This is a genomic window from Microcoleus sp. Pol11C2 (assembly GCF_036701505.1).
GTDB lineage: Bacteria > Cyanobacteriota > Cyanobacteriia > Cyanobacteriales > Microcoleaceae > Microcoleus.
Genome location: NZ_JAUBQX010000042.1, coordinates 1 through 15,795 on the forward strand (window position 1 = coordinate 1; position 15,795 = coordinate 15,795).

Below are 15,795 nucleotides of genomic sequence, written 5' to 3' on the forward strand. Positions count from 1 at the left end.
TCATTTCAACTCCTACTTAGATTCACATACCTCATAATACAGGATTTATGATTTACAAACCATTTGCGATCGCTATAGTACGATCGCCCTCGCTCTACCCAAATTGCGATCGCACTAACACCATCATAATTGTGCAACTTGCTTAAAATTACCCGATCGACTATTCTTCCTAGTAGATATCATCTTGATATAACAACAAAGAAAACATGACAGCAATATTACCGCCTTGGATAGTTTTAGAATCCCTATTGCACAACTGGCTACTAGAAGATATCGGTAGGGGCGATCGCACAACATCGGCCTTATTTCCCGCAAACAGCATCCAGGGTACGGCTAAATGGATTGTCAAAGAAGCTGGAGTCATTGCCGGATTGCCAATTGCCGATCGCACATTTAAACTTTTAGACAGCGGCCTCAGTTTCATCCCCCAAGTACCAGAAGGGAAACTGTGCCAAAAAGGAGAAGTAATCGCCGAGATTTCCGGCAATTTCGATGCGCTGCTAACCGGAGAAAGAGTAGCATTAAACTTGGCAATGCGTTTGAGCGGCATCGCTACTTTAACTCAGAAATATGTTGACAAAATTGCCGATTTGCCCGTGCAATTGGTGGATACGCGCAAGACGACGCCGGGATTGAGATTGTTGGAAAAATACGCAACTCAAGTCGGCGGTGCTTGCAATCACCGGATGGGATTAGATGACGCGGTGATGATTAAAGATAATCACATTGCGGCGGCTGGGGGAATTGCAGAGGCGATCGCCCTAATTCGCAATTCTATCCCCTATCCGCTGACGATCGAAGTCGAAACCGAAACTCTCGCCGAAGTAGAGACAGCTTTGCAGCACAAAGCCGATATTATCATGTTAGATAATATGTCCTTTGATTTGATGCGGCAGGCTGTGGCAATAATTCGCGAAAAGAGCGATCGGGTAAAAATTGAAGCTTCCGGCAATGTTACTTTAGAAACAATTAGGAGTGTTGCAGAAACCGGAGTTGACTATATTTCTACCAGTGCTCCGATTACGCGATCGACTTGGCTGGATTTGAGCATGAAAATTCAGAATCATTAGTCATTAGTCAGCAGTCATTAGTGATAGAAAATATGGCCAATACCAAATCAAGCTTTAATAGCCTCTTTATTCTTTAGTCTCCCTCTGCTCCGACTTCGTTTGACTATTAAGCGATTTTAATCGCCGAAGAATTGCCGAGGCAACTTATCTCTTAGCTAATGACTAATGACTAATGACTTTTAACAATGATTTGAGATAAAATGAACCCAAAAATTCCCGTCAGGCATACAGAGGCTGCGGATTAAGCGGTAAGTATAGTGCAAATAAGCACCGCTGATACTTGTATCGTAGCCACTTCGGAACCACTCACCATAGGGATCGTGAACGAAGAATCCCTCGCTGTCGTAGCCTGATGCAACTATAATGTGACCGAAAGACGTGAAGTATCCGTGGATGACAGCAGGATTTCCGCTGGCTAGCCAATCTTGAACGTCATCAATAGTTGCATTCTCGGTAAAGAAATCTTGAGCGCCGTAATCTCTAACAATCTTTGCTAAATCGTAGGGGTCCCAGCGACTGTAACCTTTGGCGATCGCATATTCGTAGAGTTCGTCTTCATATTGCCCGCTTTGTTTGCGCCGTGGCACTTTCAAAAAGTCCATACACATCGCTAATGAAGTTACATTGCAAGAACCTGTAGGATTGTTCAAGTTATCCAGTTGCGATCGGTAAGGAATGCCGAGCCTGACAGTTGGGGGATTCGGTTTGGGATAAAACAGAACGCTCTCTTGAGTAATTTGAGCGTGTGCTCCAAAAACATACCAAATTCCTGAACCTTTGAAAGACTCGTTGCGGAGAGCAACTCTGATGTGACCGCGAGCCGGAGCAAAAGCCAGGATCTCAAACTCTTTTCCGGCTGGTATTACTTGTTTTTCCGAGTCGTGAAGTTGAGAAGACGCCAGCGGTTTTGATTTAAAAATGGTGTCTCTGAGCGTTTTCAGGATCAGGGGATGTGTGGGAATCTCCTCTGGTTTGGTTTCAATCAGCTTTTTTGCTGTGACTGCTCCCAAAAAACCCGGTTCGCCACACTTCATCAGAGTTTGAAATCGGTGGAGGGTGGCAGTAGAGAGAGGGCCAAAAATTCCGTCTACGGGAGGCTTCAGTAAACCCAGGTCAATGAGGCGGCTTTGAATTTGACCACTGAGTTCGTCGTCTGCAGCAATTGCTTTGGCATCGTACCTAATTTTTGAGTTGAGAAAGTTTTGTAATTTCATGCTTGCGTGCCCCTGTCAATCGATTTTAGATTCTAGATTTTAGATTTTAGATTTTAGAATTACGATCGCCGATAAATCCGGTTTCCCTAGACTAAATTGCTTGCTCGTCCATAATTCCCAGTTTATCGTCTCATAAAATTACGGTAATTTTGCCGAGCAATCGATTTTAGATTTTAGATTTTAGATTTTAGAATTACGATCGCCGATCGATCCGGTTTCCCTAGACTAAATTGCTGACTCGTCAATAATTCCCAGTTTCTCGTCTCATAAAATTACGGTAATTTTGCCGATCGTCCGTACCTTAAAGGCTTCATATTAATTATTTGATACAAAACCTTCAAGGCGCGGGGCGATCGAATTTCACGCACTATTGACTAAAAATCCCTGGTGCGCGTTGACATTGTTTCTGCCGAATGCCGAATGCCGTTGGATGGCTCAAAAGCAGAGGAATGGGAGAATTTCCCTGTTGAGGCGAAGTCAGATTTATGCTTCGTCGGGACGAATTACCACAACACCCATCGCGTCGGGAGAGAGATATTTGACGGCGGCTTCTCGGAGATCCTCGGCAGTCTGAGCTTGGATACAGGCGGCATAGTTGAGGGCGGGAGCGATATCTCCTACCATCGACTGATAGTAACCGTACAAACTTGCTCGATCGCTCGGAGTTTCGTTACCAAAGATAAACCGATTTGCTACTTGAGTGCGGATGCGGGAAATTTCGGCATCTGTCACCAGTTCGGTTTGGAGAGTGCGGATGTGTTGGACGATCGCAGCTTCCACTGCTGCCAAGTTTTCTGTCGGTAGTTGAGCCGAAATCGAGAATACACCGCCAAGTCGCTGAGTCATGTTGCTGACCGAAATTGACGAAACTAGCCCTTTTTCTTCGCGCAAATCCTGAACCAAGCGAGTGGTGCGGCCGTGACCCAATATTGTCGCCAAAACGTCTAGGGCATAAGTTTCGGACATTTCCATGAAACCTGGCACTCGCCACATCACGATCAGTCGGGCTTGCTGAAGGGCAGAGTCTACAAATTCGCGGCGGACTGTTTCTGTAAACGGCGATTCTTGGCCGTAGTTCAGGATTGGGGATTCTGGGTGAAAGTTGCCGACAGCAGGCACATTTATTTTGTTGTGTTGTGCTGTGCTTTTTGCTGCAAAACTGTCTGCGACAATTTCTATTAGTTGCTCGACTGGCAAATTGCCGACAGCTACGGCTGTCATGGCCCCGGGCTGATATCTGCTGCTGTGGAAATCCCGCATTTGTTGGGCGGTCAACTGTTCGATTACCGCAGTCGGGCCGAGTACCGGTCGCTTGTAGGGCAGGACTTCAAAGGCTAATTCCATCGATCGCTGATAGGTGCGGCGGCGGGGATTGTCTTCCGATCGTCTAATTTCTTCTAAGACTACCAGCCGTTCGCGATCGAAGGCGTCGTCGGGAATGCTGGCGTTGAGCAACACATCGACTTGCAGCGGCGCTAGTTCGGCAAAATCTTTAGGAGCTGTGGTGATGTAATAGTTAGTGTAGTCTTGGCTGGTGGCAGCATTGGTGACAGCGCCGCGTTGCTCGATCGCGCGCTCAAATTCGCCACTGGGAATGCTGGGAGTTCCCTTAAAAATCATGTGTTCTAAAAAGTGAGCCATGCCGTTAATGTCGTCTGGTTCGACGGCTGAGCCTAAATTGAGCCACACGCTGAGGTTAACAGCATCGACCGGCAAGTGTTCGGCTATAACGGTGAGGCCGTTGGGGAAATGGCGGATTGTTGGGGCGTTGAGGGGCGATCGAGCTGAGGTTTTGAGTAGGGTTGATGTCATTGTGCTTTTAAATTTATCTTGTTCTCTATATCTTAAAGGGTCTTTAAGGAAGAGCTCAGGCATTGGGCATTTGGGGTGAAAAATGCAATGGATATGGACGGTAATGCACGCACCGAGTTTTTGGTTTCCCTGGAGCAAGTCCTGTTAACGTATTTCTGCGATCGCGATCGTTAATTTATCCTAATAGTTGCCCAAGTCCTCTGTTTTTTGGTGACACCATTCGATGGAAAATCGAAGATTGAATAAAAACTTAGTATTTCCACAACCAGCTTTTCAACGATTTTGGCGATCGACTTCGGGGAAAATCGGCTTAATTTTGACTTTAGCGCTGATGCTCTCGGCACTGTTGGCCCCCCTACTTTCTCCTTACGATCCGGCGGTCGATCGAGATTATTTGTTGCGCTTAGTGGCTCCTAGCGCTAAACATTGGTTTGGCACCGACGGTTTGGGGCGAGATTTGTTGGTGCGGGTGTGGCACGGATTGGGGATTTCTTTACTTGTTAGCCTGGTTTCTGTGGGTGCGGGTTTAATTGTGGGAGCGCTTTTGGGGCTCGTGGCCGGGTATTTTCGGGGGTTGCTGGAAATGGCGATCGGCACTTTGGCGGATATTTTGTTAGCTTTTCCTTCGATTTTACTGGCGATCGGCGTTGTTACCGTCACCGGGCCGAGCCTGCAAAGCGTAATTATCGCTGTCAGCCTCGTGCAAATTCCGATTTACATCCGCTTAACTCGCAGTATGGTGCTGTCTCTGCGGGAACAAGAATTTGTTTTGGCTGTCAAGGCCTTGGGCGCCAGCGACTTGCGGATTATTTTTCGCCACATTTTGCCGGGAAGTCTGGCGCCTCTAGTTGTACAAGCAACTCTTTCGACTGGTACGGCGACACTAGAAGCTGCCGGTTTGGGTTTTTTGGGTTTGGGCGCACAGCCGCCGGTTCCTGAGTTGGGGACGATGCTTTCTGATGCTTTTAAGGGCGGATACGCTCTTTCTTCTCCTTGGACGATCGTGTTTCCAGGTTTGCTGATTACTTTGACTGTTTTGGGTTTCAACCTTTTGGGCGATGGCCTACGAGACGTTTTAGATCCCAGAGGGAATTAAAGGGGGATTGGGGGAATTTATACTTTTGCGTTTTGCCTTCTGCCTTTTACCTTCTGCCTTCTTCCCTCTGCGTCCTCTGCGCCCTCTGCGGTTCATCCCCTCTTCCTTCTTCCTCAGTCTAAAATCTCAAATCTCATCAAATAGACTGACTTGACTGCTGTCACGATCTACGCGAAACTTTACATACAACTGATGTATTGCTTCTACCTATTAATAAGTTCTGTTAAGTTGTGACTCAAAACCTATCAATTCGTCAAAATTGATATAGCGCTTTGTCAGTCAGCCAACTCTCAAGAAGCTACTTCAGGAGGCATCGTCCCTGGCTTGCTGGTGTCGGTGTCTGTTCTCAATATTCCTATTCAGTCAGCCCGAATTATGGAAACACTAGAGTTTGTGATCTATCCAGATGGCCGCGTACAGGAAAAAGTCACCGGCATTGTCGGTGCTTCCTGTGCTGAGGTAACGGCTGCAATTGAAGCTCAGCTCGGCGTGGTGCTTCACCAAGAGTCAACATCTGAATATTTCACGCAAGCGCTGCATCAGTCAGCCGAAGCGACGGCCCAAGTGGCTTTTAGCGATTGGTAATTTTTTTGTTGAGTTCACTTAAGTTTTTTTGGAACCACCATGTCACATTTTAGCCAAATTAAGACCCAGATCCGCAATTTGAATTCTTTGGAAGCTGCTTTAACTGACTTGGGTATCGACTGGAAGTCGGGCCCGACTGAGGTGCGCGGCTATCGCGGCCTAACCAGCACCGCTGAGGTCGTGATTGAGCAAAAAAACGGCTACGACGTAGGTTTTAGCTGGAACGGGACTGAGTATGAATTAGTGGCTGACTTGCAGTTTTGGCAGCAAGCTTGGTCTGTAGACCGTTTTCTGAATAAGGTGACTCAGCGCTACGCTTACCATACTGTGGTGAATGAAAGCGCTAAGCAGGGTTTCCAAATTTCTGAGCAAAAGCAAAATCAAGACGGTTCACTCCGCTTGGTAGTGCAACGCTGGTGCGCTTAATAATTTTTCGAGATTTTTGCAATCTGGTCTCATCAAAGTCCGCTTTCGCGGACTTATTTACTATTGTGGGGGTCTAAATGTCTGAGCTTTCTGGACTCGGAATAGATACAGCAAGCGATCGCTCTGGTTTAGAGCCGGAGTTGGGAGGTTTTTTGCGGGATGCGCCCGATCGCTCTGGTTTGGAACCGGAATTGGGCGGCGTGTTGCGCCAAAAAGGGGTCTATGTTGATGAGATTACCTGCATTGGCTGCAAGCACTGCGCTCACGTTGCTCGCAATACTTTTTATATTGAACCGGATTACGGTCGATCGCGCGTGGTTCGACAAGACGGGGATTCTGAAGAGTTGATTGCTGAGGCGATCGACACTTGTCCGGTGAATTGCATTCACTGGGTTGATTACACCGAACTCAAGAATCTGGAAGAAGAACGCAAGGATCAGGTGATGCCTGTCGTTGGTTTTCCGGTGGATATGGCGACAGTTAAGGCCGGTATTCGCCAGCGACAAAAGAATAAGTTGCGCGATCGCAAGTTCAAAGGTAGCCATTGAAATCCCCAATTCCCATCCGCAGCTTGAAACCTGTGGTTCAAACAACCAAAACAGCCCGCGCGGGCTGTTTTTTGTATACATTGTATAGTCAAATTTATTTGAGAGGATGGTGCTCAGCGAGAATTTTTTCAACTCTAGCTTCATCGATTCTGGCAGTTAATGTTGTTGCCTCGTTGTTATCGCGAATGGTTTTTGCTAAAGTAAAAGACGAGCCGACTGAAAAAGTTAAACCCATACCCATAAAAGCTTTTTGCCAGGGGTCTACCTGTAAATAAATGATACCTACAGTAGTGGCGGAAAGGGCAAGAATAAAAGAAACCCAGCACTGAAGTATCCAAGCATTAGTATCTTTTTGGCGTATGATTTGTTTCTGCATAGTGCCTCTAAGTCAAATATATCTTTTGGTTGATTAACTTAAAGAATAGATAGCGTGAGTGAAGCGGTCAGGAGAGGAAGGGACAGTTTCGATAAGTGAACAGTGCGATCGGGCTTTTTACTAAATATTTCAACGCTGTAGATATGGTTTGAGCCTCAAAGAAGACTCGCAGCGAGTGGACAGTTTGGAAACTCCACTAAGGAAAGCTAGTTTTTTCTCAAAATAGCGTAACGAGCACCTCGGCGCACCCTACTTCTCCCAGTCCGCCTCCACTAACGAGAATTTGACTCTATGCAGCGGTTTCAACCGCCGACTCTTATCTACTTCGTTGGTGTAGCCCCAGTTTCAACCGCCGAGTCCGATCTACTTATTTTTCTGCTGAGTCTTCGCTTGTTCGATCGCAATTTCCCTCACTGCTTGCAAAGAACTCAAATTCGATGAGCCCTCAATCGCCTTCACCGCCAAATCTTGAACCTGTTTCAAAGCAGAATCAAGCTGTTTCGACAAGCTAGCAAGGCGCGCATCTTGATTTTGAATTGTCTGCAACATCCCTTGAATTTGCAGCTCATAATTTTGCTTTTGCCCTTCGATATCTTTAGCAGACAAATCAGCCTTAACTTTAGCTTGGTAATTGCCAATATTGCGGCCGTTATCTTTCCCGTTCTTGATATTAGCTTCCAGTTCTTTCGGGAAAGCTTCTATCTTAGCTTTAACCTCAGCATAAAGTTTTTCCCGTTCCGAAATAGATTTTTCGCGTTCCGCCCACTGTTTCTCCTGTTCTTGCTGAAACTCTTCGATTTCTTGATACAGCCTTTTCTGGCGCTGTTCGTATTCTTCGATGTCCAGATTTCGCTGAAGATTCAAATCATAATCATACAACTCTTCATCCCGATCGCGAGCTTTTTGGTGATTCTCATTGCGTTCTTTAACAGCCAACTTTTGCAGTTCCTGCTCTTTTTCCCAAGCTTGCCGGCGTTCCAACAATTCCTGTTCAACAGTTTCGCGCTGTTCGCTGAGTTCCGCACTAAATGTTTTGGCGCTTTCTTCGTATTGTTGGATTAAATTGTCCAGCGTATCTTCTGCAACATCTTCTAAACTATGCAACTCTTGCAGTTGTTGGATTTCGTCGCCGACAGTTCGCTGCAATTCCCCCAGTTTAGACGCTTCTGTTGTCAGTTTTTCCGACAGTTCGCTGACAGCAGCACCGAAGCCAAATTGCAGTAAGATTAAATTGTCGATCGTCCCCTGCATTTTTTGTTTGCTTTCAGTTAAAGCCATTGCTTTTCTTGCTTCCGCTATTGCTAGTTCTTTGACTGCGATTTCTGATTGAGAAATATTGGCAGATTTATCGTTATTAAGCTGCTTCAGTTGCGAATCCAGTGCATTTTTTTCTTGTTCCAACTGTTTATAAGCTTCTAATATTTCAGCCTTCGTATTTTTGTCATTCATTCTCGCCATCGCTTTCATCTCCTAACTTTGTTAGTCCGCATCGGCCGACTTTGTTGGACAAGGAGCGGTTTCAACCGCCGATTATTATCAAAAATTGAGCTACAAACCTTAAGCTTTGGTAGCAAAAGCTTTCAGTGCCAAGTCTTGCGCTTGCTTCATCGTGGCTTGCAATTGTGCAGAGATTTCGGCGATTTGTTCGGTTTGTCGCTCAATTATCTGCTGTAGAGATTGCACTTTCAATTCATATCCCTGCTTGCTTCCTTCCCATTCTTTATCCACTAAATCTGCCTTGACTTTAGCTTCGCGGGAAACTTCTTGAATTGCTTCTTCTTTGGCTTTGACATAAGCCTGTTTGAGTTCTTCTTCAAATCCGGCGACTTTTCTTTGATTCTCTTCAAACTCCGCTTGATTGTCGCTGAGGACTTTTTCCCGTTCCACCCAATTTTTTTCTTTTTCGCGGGTATATTCTTGCAAGTCCCGTTCTAGTTTGCGCTTCGTTTCTTCGTATTCGTCGGTTTCGATTTTGCGGGTGCGTTCTAATTCGTATTGATAATCCGCTGTTTCTTCCTGGCGCTTTTTAGTTAGGAGTGCAGTCTCTTCTTGAACTGCTGCATCAAATTCTTGCTGTTCTTTTTCCCAAAGTTTGCGTTTTTGGGTCGTGTCTTTTTCGATAAGTTCGCGTTGGTTAGCAGCGTTTTGTTCCAGCAGGGTCAATTTTTCTCGGTGCTCTTGAGTTAAAATGTGGAGGGCGTCTGCTACAACTCTGATTTGCTGCAACTCTTGCAATTGTGCCGCTTCAATTTCGATGGCGCGTTTTAATTCGTCTAATTTTGAAGATTCCGCCTTCAGTTTTTCAGAAAGTCCGCTGGTGATGCTGCCAAAATCTAATTGTAAGTCTGCTAAGCCTTTGACGATGCTGTCAATTGTGTAGGTAGATGCGACTTCGAGGAGTTGTTTGTTTTTGGCTTTTTCGGCTGACTGTTCTTTTGTTTCGACTTTAGATTCGATCTTTTTTTTGTCTGCTAAAATCTGCTGAAAGTTTTGCAAAATTTGGGCTTTGCTATCCTTGGCATTTGCTATTGTCATAATGTTTGCTTCTCCTGATTATAACTTTTCGACACTTGTGACTGAAACGTTTTCAGTTATTCTAAGTTGCGGAGTTGGCTGAGAAGGGAACGGTACTTTCTGGCTGCGTCGGGTTTTTCTTCGGGATTGGCAATACCTAGAATTTTGAGAATTTTCCAGCAGCGATCGCACCGATTTCCTTGCCTGCAGCCGCACTCATCAATTATACTTAAGAGTGTGCCTTTTAGCAATTGATTTTCGGCTAACAAAGCTCGGTAATTCCGCTGGACAGATTCGGCAACTAAAGTCATGTGCTGGAAGTCTTCGGTGAGACTTTCGATGTCATTAACTGCGTCTGCCCGAATTTGGTCGAGCAGCTCAAGATTCTCTTTCAAATGGCTTTCTTGCAGGTTTGGTTGGGTTTTCAGATTCGTTAATTTCTTCATTTCACTATGCGTTGTAACAGTTATGGTAAAGGCGCGATTAAATCGCGCCTTTACGACAGAATTAGAACAAGTCAGCAGTTGATTTGTCTTCCGCTGGCGGTAGCGACATACCGCCAGCGGAATTCAAAGCAATAGCATCGCTTTCACCGCCAGCGTGAGCAGCCATCAAGGAGGCCACTTGATGCGCCGGCAGGTTATCTAAACACACCATAGCTTTTGTTCCTTCTAAGTCAATCATCCGCGATTGATTGCTAGAATCTGACAAAACTGCTGCGGCTTGGTCGATAACCGCCCAATCTTTCCGCTCGTTCCAAGACCATTTCAAGCTGTAGTAGTTTATCGGTTTTACTACTCCGCTGTCGTCTGGTTTCTGGCCGGAATGTTTGACAAATTCGGGAATAAAAATCCCTGTTGCAGGTTCTACGCCGCGAGATTGAACTGATGCTACCAAGCGGTTAAAATCGTTCAAGCTGCGGTTTTTGATGTAGGTCACCATGACAACTCCTTGCGGCAATTCGCCGCTTTCTGCGACAAACCACAGTTGACCCCACAGTGTGTGGGAAGTTTGACCGAGGGAACCGAAGAATTTGGAGAATTTGAGGATTGTCATGGAACACTTGGAACCGTAGTCGGTGTCGCCAATTGTCCACTGGCCGGCCTGGCAATTGTTACGTACTGCGATCGGAATTTCGGGTACTAGCAAAGCATTGCTCGGTTTGGCACCAAATACTGAAAATGTAGGTCTTTCTTGTGTTTTAGTAGTCATTGTTCGTTTTTCCTTAGTTATTTATTGCTGCTTTACGGGAAATTGGTAGTTGGTAATCCGTTAAATCTCGTACATTGCTGGTGGCCGAACTTCGATTACCTAATCAGATGTGTTGTCGCTTTTGGTTCTGGATAGGTATACTCAAGCACCGCCTCTTGTTGAGCTTTAATAATCCGCAGCGCGGCGAGCAAATGCTCTAACGTTTCTAGGTGCGCTGGGGTGAAGTGGATGCTGAAGCCTTCGCCATCCCGCGCGTAGCCGGGACAAACCAGTGAGGCTGAGCTTTGTTCTTCGTGGGTGGCGATGTATAGCCAGTCCTCGTCTTCGAGCTTGTAATGCGTGTCTGTCCAGGTTCTCAGCATTTGCGATCTGCTCCTCCTTATTTGCTGCGTACAAGCGTTTTGACGCCCAGCGCTTCTCACTCCTCTAAAGTTGACGACGCTATATGTAGCGTATGAGCTAGGCTAGTTTGCACCCTTAACCCTACCAGTCAGGCTTAGCGGGTTGATTAAACCGTCAACTAACCTCATGGTAGCGCGGGTTGATTTTCCCGTCAAGTATTTTGTTGAACTTTTCATCAAAACAGGCTAGAATGCTTGTCAGGAGGCGAAAAACCGTGGAACAAACATTTGGAAGACTGATCCGTCAAGCTCGCAAGGACAAAGCTTACTCACAACGTGAGCTAGCTGCTATGCTAAGTGTGGATTTTACTTATTTGTCTAAGTTGGAGAACGATCGAGCGGATTATGCGCCAAAAGAGGACGTAATCCGAGCATTAGCGCGAAATCTAGACATAAACGAAGAGGAATTGATTTTCTTGGCGGGGAGGCTGCCGCAGCAGTACGAAGCGCTGCTGAAGCAGAATCCGAAGGAAATGCAGGCTCTTTTCCGCCGGATGCAAGAAAATCCAGATTGGCTCAAACAGTCTTTTGAAGCGTAAGAGAGGCCCCTCATAGTGAGTATTTTTAAGCCGTATTGCTTCTATCCCAAAGAAACGATCGAGCGTTTGGCAAATGACATCTTGATGCAGATGCAGAAAACCCAAAATTTTGCTCCGAGATGGCCTTTTGATGCGACAACGGTTGCTGATTTTCTGGATTTGGGCGTAGTTTGGGAGTGCATTGAGCCGGATGAAGAAGGTGCGATCGCGGCGAGGATTTTGCCGCAGCAGCGGTTAATCGAAATCAACGAACAGATTCTGGAAAAACCGCCGGGTTTCATCGAATCGACAATCGCCCACGAAATCGGCCACTGGGTGCTACACGTCAATCAAGACGAAGCAGACGGCACTGTGGAACAGTTGGAATTAAACTTAGGCAATGAAGGAAAAACGGCGTCTGATGTCGAGGAACCGTTTGTTTGTCGGGGTGCGAGTGCTGATAATAAGGTTTTGTCGATCGAATGGCAAGCGCAATATTTTGCAAGCTGTTTGTTAATGCCTCGGTGTATTTTGGAGGAAAAAAGACAGGGACGCGATTTAACTAAGTGGTCGCATTTATACAAAATGAGAGATGAGTTGGGAGTGAGCATTTCCAATTTGACAAATCGCTTGCAAGAATTCGATTGGATTTACATTCCCAAGGGAACTCGCGAGATTTATGCCGGGAAAGATGCGGCAAACGGGCAGCAGCGGTTGTTTGGATAAAAGTGCGAGCTAATTTGAGGTTTGAGATTGGGAAGCGATTCTCTAATCTCAAATCTTTAAAATTAATTTCTAATTAAGTTACATTTTATGCTAACCAATATTGAAATCCTGCTGGCTGCTTGTGAGGAATTAAATATTCCTTACGAAATCCTGCATCCTTCCCAAAACTTGATTAGACTCAAACAGGGCGGCGAAGAATATTATTTTGTCAATTACATGACGCCATTTAACAGCGCGTCAGTAGCAGATATTTTTAAAGACAAAGAATATACTTATCAACTATTAAACAGCAAAATAAATACCCCCCGAACTCTCGCTTTTGTCTCGCCTCACTGCGAGGAGAAGTATAAAAAGTATTTGAGTTTCCCCGATATTGAATCAATAGTTTTAGAAGTAAACAAAAAATTCGCTTTTCCGGTGATTCTCAAAAGAAATCGCGGTGCTGGTGGCAACAATGTTTTTTTGTGTGAAAGTAGAGAGCAAATTAAAGCAGCCCTAGAAATTATATTTAACGTCAACAGCAAAGATTATGACTATGTGGCGCTAGCTCAAGAATATATCGAAATTGCCCACGAATATCGGGCTGTATTCTGCAAAGAAAAGCTAGTTTTGCTGTACGAAAAAGACAAATCTCAGGCTGAATTTGCGGGAAATTTAAGCCCGCTGCACTGGGAAGGTGCAAAAGCCAAACGTATAATTAACCCCAATCTCATGTCTGAGATTGAATATTTTGTTAAACCTGTTTTTGCAGAAATTGCGATTAATTATGCTGGGCTTGACATCGCGTTAGATAAAAACGGAGCATATTGGTTAATTGAAATTAACTCAAGTCCCAACTACGATATATTTGTGAGAGATAACGATCGCCAAATTGTCGTAACAATGTTTAAAGACATTCTGGAGAGCTTGATTGTCAACAAAAAGGCGTAAGTGCTGGATTTTAGAGAGGCGCTACAATTAACTAAATCCCAATCTCACAAAAAGTAAAAGCCATGACATCAGAAATGTTAGAAGTAGAGGAAACTTGGGAATAAATTCTCGCCCTATTCCATCCTCTTTCATTAGCGTTTATCAGCGTTTATCAGCGGTTAAAATTATCTTATTTCCGGTTGCATCGGTATTGTTCAAGACTTGGGGCGGTACGTGGGTGCAAACAGTCTCATCATCTAGATTCAAATATTGATTGCTCTCACGCACCCTACAGCTACAAACTTTATATCACATCCTCTCCAAGACTTTAATCCCCAACAGTCCTAACCCCAGTTTCAAAGTCCTCGCCGTCAAATCGCACAAAATTAACCGCGAAGTCCGCAACGGTTCCTCAGATTTTAACACCTGACACTGCTCAAAAAATTGATTGTATTTTTGACTCAATTCAAACAAATACTGACAAATTCGATTCGGCAATAAATCGCCCTCAACCGCATTGATCGCTTCACTCAACTGCAATAAATGTTTGGCTAAAACCAACTCTGCATCAGACTGCAAGATTACTTTCGCACCCGCATCTAAATTCTCGAAATCAATCTCACCTTTGCGGCGAATTCCCTGCACGCGCGCGTAAGCATACAGCATATAAGGAGCGGTATTTCCTTGCAATGCGAGCATCTTGTCGTAACTAAATACATAGTTGCTGGCGCGATTTTGACTTAAATCGGCATACTTAACCGCACTCAAACCCACTACGCGACCTACGTTAGCTATAAACTCTTTAGTTTCCTGTCTTTCTTCTGTGACTAATCTGTCTTCCAAATCTTTGGTGGCTCGGACGATCGCCTCATCTAACAAATCCTGCAACCGGACCGTTTCCCCAGAACGAGTTTTTAATTTTTTGCCATCTTCTCCCAGTACCAAACCGAAGGGAATGTGGACAATTTCGACATCTTCAGGAATCCAACCGGCTTTTCTCGCTACTGCAAATACTTGGGCAAAGTGGTTTGCTTGCCCTGAATCGGTGACATAAATTATGCGCTTTGCATTGTCTTTGTGGATGCGGTAGCGCACTGCTGCTAAATCTGTTGTCGCATAGTTATAGCCGCCATCGGTTTTCTGGACGATTAGCGGTAATGGTTCGCCTTCTTTGTTGGTAAAACCCTCTACAAAAACGCATTTGGCGCCGTCACTTTCTACTAGCAAACCTAAGTTGCTTAAATCTTCGACTACTGCGGGCAATAATGGATTGTAAAACGATTCGCCGCGTTCGGTTAATTTGATATCGAGCAAGTCGTATATTACTTGAAATTCGCGGCGCGATTGATCGCACAGCAATTTCCAAGCGCGGCGGGTGTCTTCGGCGCCGGCTTGCAGTTTTACTACTTCTTGGCGGGCGGTTTCTTTGAAGGTTTCGTCTGTGTCAAAGCGCTGTTTTGCTTGACGGTAAAATGCGACTAAATCTCCTAAGTCTAGGGCGTCAGCGGTTGTGAGGGCTTCGGGGTGAACTTCGCGCAAGTATGCGATCAGCATTCCGAATTGGGTGCCCCAGTCGCCGATGTGGTTGATTCTGAGTACGTCGTGGCCTTGAAATTCGAGGATGCGGGCGATCGCATCTCCGATGATTGTCGATCGCAAGTGTCCGACGTGCATTTCTTTGGCTATATTCGGACTCGAAAAGTCGATCGCGATTGTCTGAGGCGTTTTCGCCGGTTCAATCCCCAAACGCGAGTCGCCGGCGATCGCACTAATTTGCGCTTCCAAATAAGCCGGTTTCAGCTTCAGATTGATAAAACCGGGTCCGGCGATTTCTGGGGTTTCGCAGATGTCGCTAATATCTAGATTTTCGATGATTGTCGAGGCGATCGCCCGCGGCGGCTTTCCTAACTTTTTCCCCAAACTCATCGCCGCGTTGCACTGAAAGTCCCCAAAGTTGGGATTGCTGGCGGCCGCTAGCATCGGATCTGCACCTGCATAACTTTCGCCGAATGCAGCGGTGAATGCTTTTTCAAATTTTGCTTTTAACTGTTGGGCGATCGAGTTCATCTTGAATATTTTGATTGGATGTTTATTTTAAACTCTAGATTAAGCACTTTTTACCAATAATACTCTTACTACTTACGTAATTTCCCTCTGGTTCTCTCCCTCTGCCCCTCTGCCCCTCTCCTCACCTACTAGGAAATTTGGTACTTAGCTTTGAGCTGGTGATGCGATCAAAATTGCTGACCGTAATAGCACAGAGTACATTTTATCACAGTTGCGATCGCTACACAAATTAAAAATTATCACATCTAGCCAATGATCTCGATCGCTAGATCATTTAGTTAAATCGCTTACATTAAGGTATGTTAAAATTTTTTCAATGCA

General features: G+C 45.3%; 17 protein-coding genes. 8 read left to right on the top strand and 9 right to left on the bottom strand.

The window, feature by feature from the left end:
• The first annotated feature begins 206 nt into the window (after positions 1-206).
• A complete protein-coding gene (nadC, locus tag QUA42_RS20730; RefSeq protein WP_333139653.1) occupies positions 207-1,070 on the top strand; it encodes a carboxylating nicotinate-nucleotide diphosphorylase in 864 nt (287 codons plus the stop codon).
• 179 nt (positions 1,071-1,249) lie between these two features.
• Here the strand turns inward: nadC and QUA42_RS20735 are convergent, their stop codons facing one another.
• Together QUA42_RS20735 and QUA42_RS20740 are read right to left on the bottom strand one after the other, a co-directional pair.
• Entirely contained in the window at positions 1,250-2,284 is a 1,035-nt protein-coding gene (locus QUA42_RS20735; RefSeq protein WP_333139655.1) for a C39 family peptidase, read from the bottom strand.
• Positions 2,285-2,767: 483 nt separating this feature from the next.
• Positions 2,768-4,096: a pitrilysin family protein gene (locus QUA42_RS20740; protein ID WP_333139657.1), complete on the bottom strand. Its 1,329-nt coding sequence runs from the start codon at positions 4,094-4,096 to the stop codon at positions 2,768-2,770.
• A 238-nt stretch (positions 4,097-4,334) separates the two neighbouring features.
• Between QUA42_RS20740 and QUA42_RS20745 the strand changes: the two genes are divergently transcribed.
• From QUA42_RS20745 to QUA42_RS20760, 4 genes are all read left to right on the top strand, one after another.
• Positions 4,335-5,192: an ABC transporter permease gene (locus tag QUA42_RS20745; RefSeq protein ID WP_333139659.1), complete on the top strand. Its 858-nt coding sequence runs from the start codon at positions 4,335-4,337 to the stop codon at positions 5,190-5,192.
• A gap of 375 nt (positions 5,193-5,567) precedes the next feature.
• On the top strand, positions 5,568-5,777 hold the full coding sequence (locus QUA42_RS20750; RefSeq protein ID WP_333139661.1) for a DUF2997 domain-containing protein: 210 nt from the start codon (positions 5,568-5,570) through the stop codon (positions 5,775-5,777).
• Between the two features lie 39 nt (positions 5,778-5,816).
• A complete protein-coding gene (locus QUA42_RS20755) occupies positions 5,817-6,203 on the top strand; it encodes a DUF1257 domain-containing protein (protein ID WP_242716193.1) in 387 nt (128 codons plus the stop codon).
• Between the two features lie 77 nt (positions 6,204-6,280).
• On the top strand, positions 6,281-6,751 hold the full coding sequence (locus QUA42_RS20760) for a ferredoxin (RefSeq protein WP_006634894.1): 471 nt from the start codon (positions 6,281-6,283) through the stop codon (positions 6,749-6,751).
• A 94-nt stretch (positions 6,752-6,845) separates the two neighbouring features.
• On the opposite strand, the gene QUA42_RS20765 is transcribed toward QUA42_RS20760, so the two are convergent.
• The 6 genes from QUA42_RS20765 to QUA42_RS20790 all read right to left on the bottom strand — a co-directional run bounded on the left by QUA42_RS20765 (position 6,846) and on the right by QUA42_RS20790 (position 11,215).
• Complete coding sequence (locus tag QUA42_RS20765) at positions 6,846-7,127, bottom strand: YiaA/YiaB family inner membrane protein (protein ID WP_333036187.1); 282 nt, start codon at positions 7,125-7,127, stop codon at positions 6,846-6,848.
• Between the two features lie 363 nt (positions 7,128-7,490).
• Entirely contained in the window at positions 7,491-8,585 is a 1,095-nt protein-coding gene (locus QUA42_RS20770) for a hypothetical protein (RefSeq protein WP_333139663.1), read from the bottom strand.
• Between the two features lie 99 nt (positions 8,586-8,684).
• Entirely contained in the window at positions 8,685-9,662 is a 978-nt protein-coding gene (locus QUA42_RS20775; protein WP_333139665.1) for a hypothetical protein, read from the bottom strand.
• 56 nt (positions 9,663-9,718) lie between these two features.
• Positions 9,719-10,087 carry a hypothetical protein gene (locus tag QUA42_RS20780; protein ID WP_333139667.1) on the bottom strand — a complete coding sequence of 123 codons (369 nt, stop codon included), beginning with the start codon at positions 10,085-10,087 and terminating at the stop codon, positions 9,719-9,721.
• A gap of 61 nt (positions 10,088-10,148) precedes the next feature.
• Positions 10,149-10,853, bottom strand: a complete 705-nt coding sequence (locus tag QUA42_RS20785; RefSeq protein WP_333139669.1) for a hypothetical protein — start codon at positions 10,851-10,853, stop codon at positions 10,149-10,151.
• 95 nt (positions 10,854-10,948) lie between these two features.
• Positions 10,949-11,215, bottom strand: a complete 267-nt coding sequence (locus tag QUA42_RS20790; RefSeq protein WP_333139671.1) for a hypothetical protein — start codon at positions 11,213-11,215, stop codon at positions 10,949-10,951.
• A 254-nt stretch (positions 11,216-11,469) separates the two neighbouring features.
• On the opposite strand from QUA42_RS20790, the gene QUA42_RS20795 reads away from it, so the two are divergent.
• The 3 genes from QUA42_RS20795 (at position 11,470) to QUA42_RS20805 (ending at position 13,428) form a co-directional block, all read left to right on the top strand.
• Positions 11,470-11,793, top strand: a complete 324-nt coding sequence (locus tag QUA42_RS20795) for a helix-turn-helix domain-containing protein (protein WP_172189318.1) — start codon at positions 11,470-11,472, stop codon at positions 11,791-11,793.
• 15 nt (positions 11,794-11,808) lie between these two features.
• The gene (locus QUA42_RS20800) at positions 11,809-12,498 is read left to right on the top strand and encodes an ImmA/IrrE family metallo-endopeptidase (protein WP_333139673.1); all 690 of its coding nucleotides are present in this window, start codon (positions 11,809-11,811) and stop codon (positions 12,496-12,498) included.
• 87 nt (positions 12,499-12,585) lie between these two features.
• The gene (locus QUA42_RS20805) at positions 12,586-13,428 is read left to right on the top strand and encodes a YheC/YheD family protein (protein WP_333139675.1); all 843 of its coding nucleotides are present in this window, start codon (positions 12,586-12,588) and stop codon (positions 13,426-13,428) included.
• A 288-nt stretch (positions 13,429-13,716) separates the two neighbouring features.
• Here QUA42_RS20805 and argS read toward each other — a convergent pair whose 3' ends face one another.
• Positions 13,717-15,474, bottom strand: a complete 1,758-nt coding sequence (gene argS, locus QUA42_RS20810; RefSeq protein ID WP_333139677.1) for an arginine--tRNA ligase — start codon at positions 15,472-15,474, stop codon at positions 13,717-13,719.
• Positions 15,475-15,795: the final 321 nt, after the last annotated feature.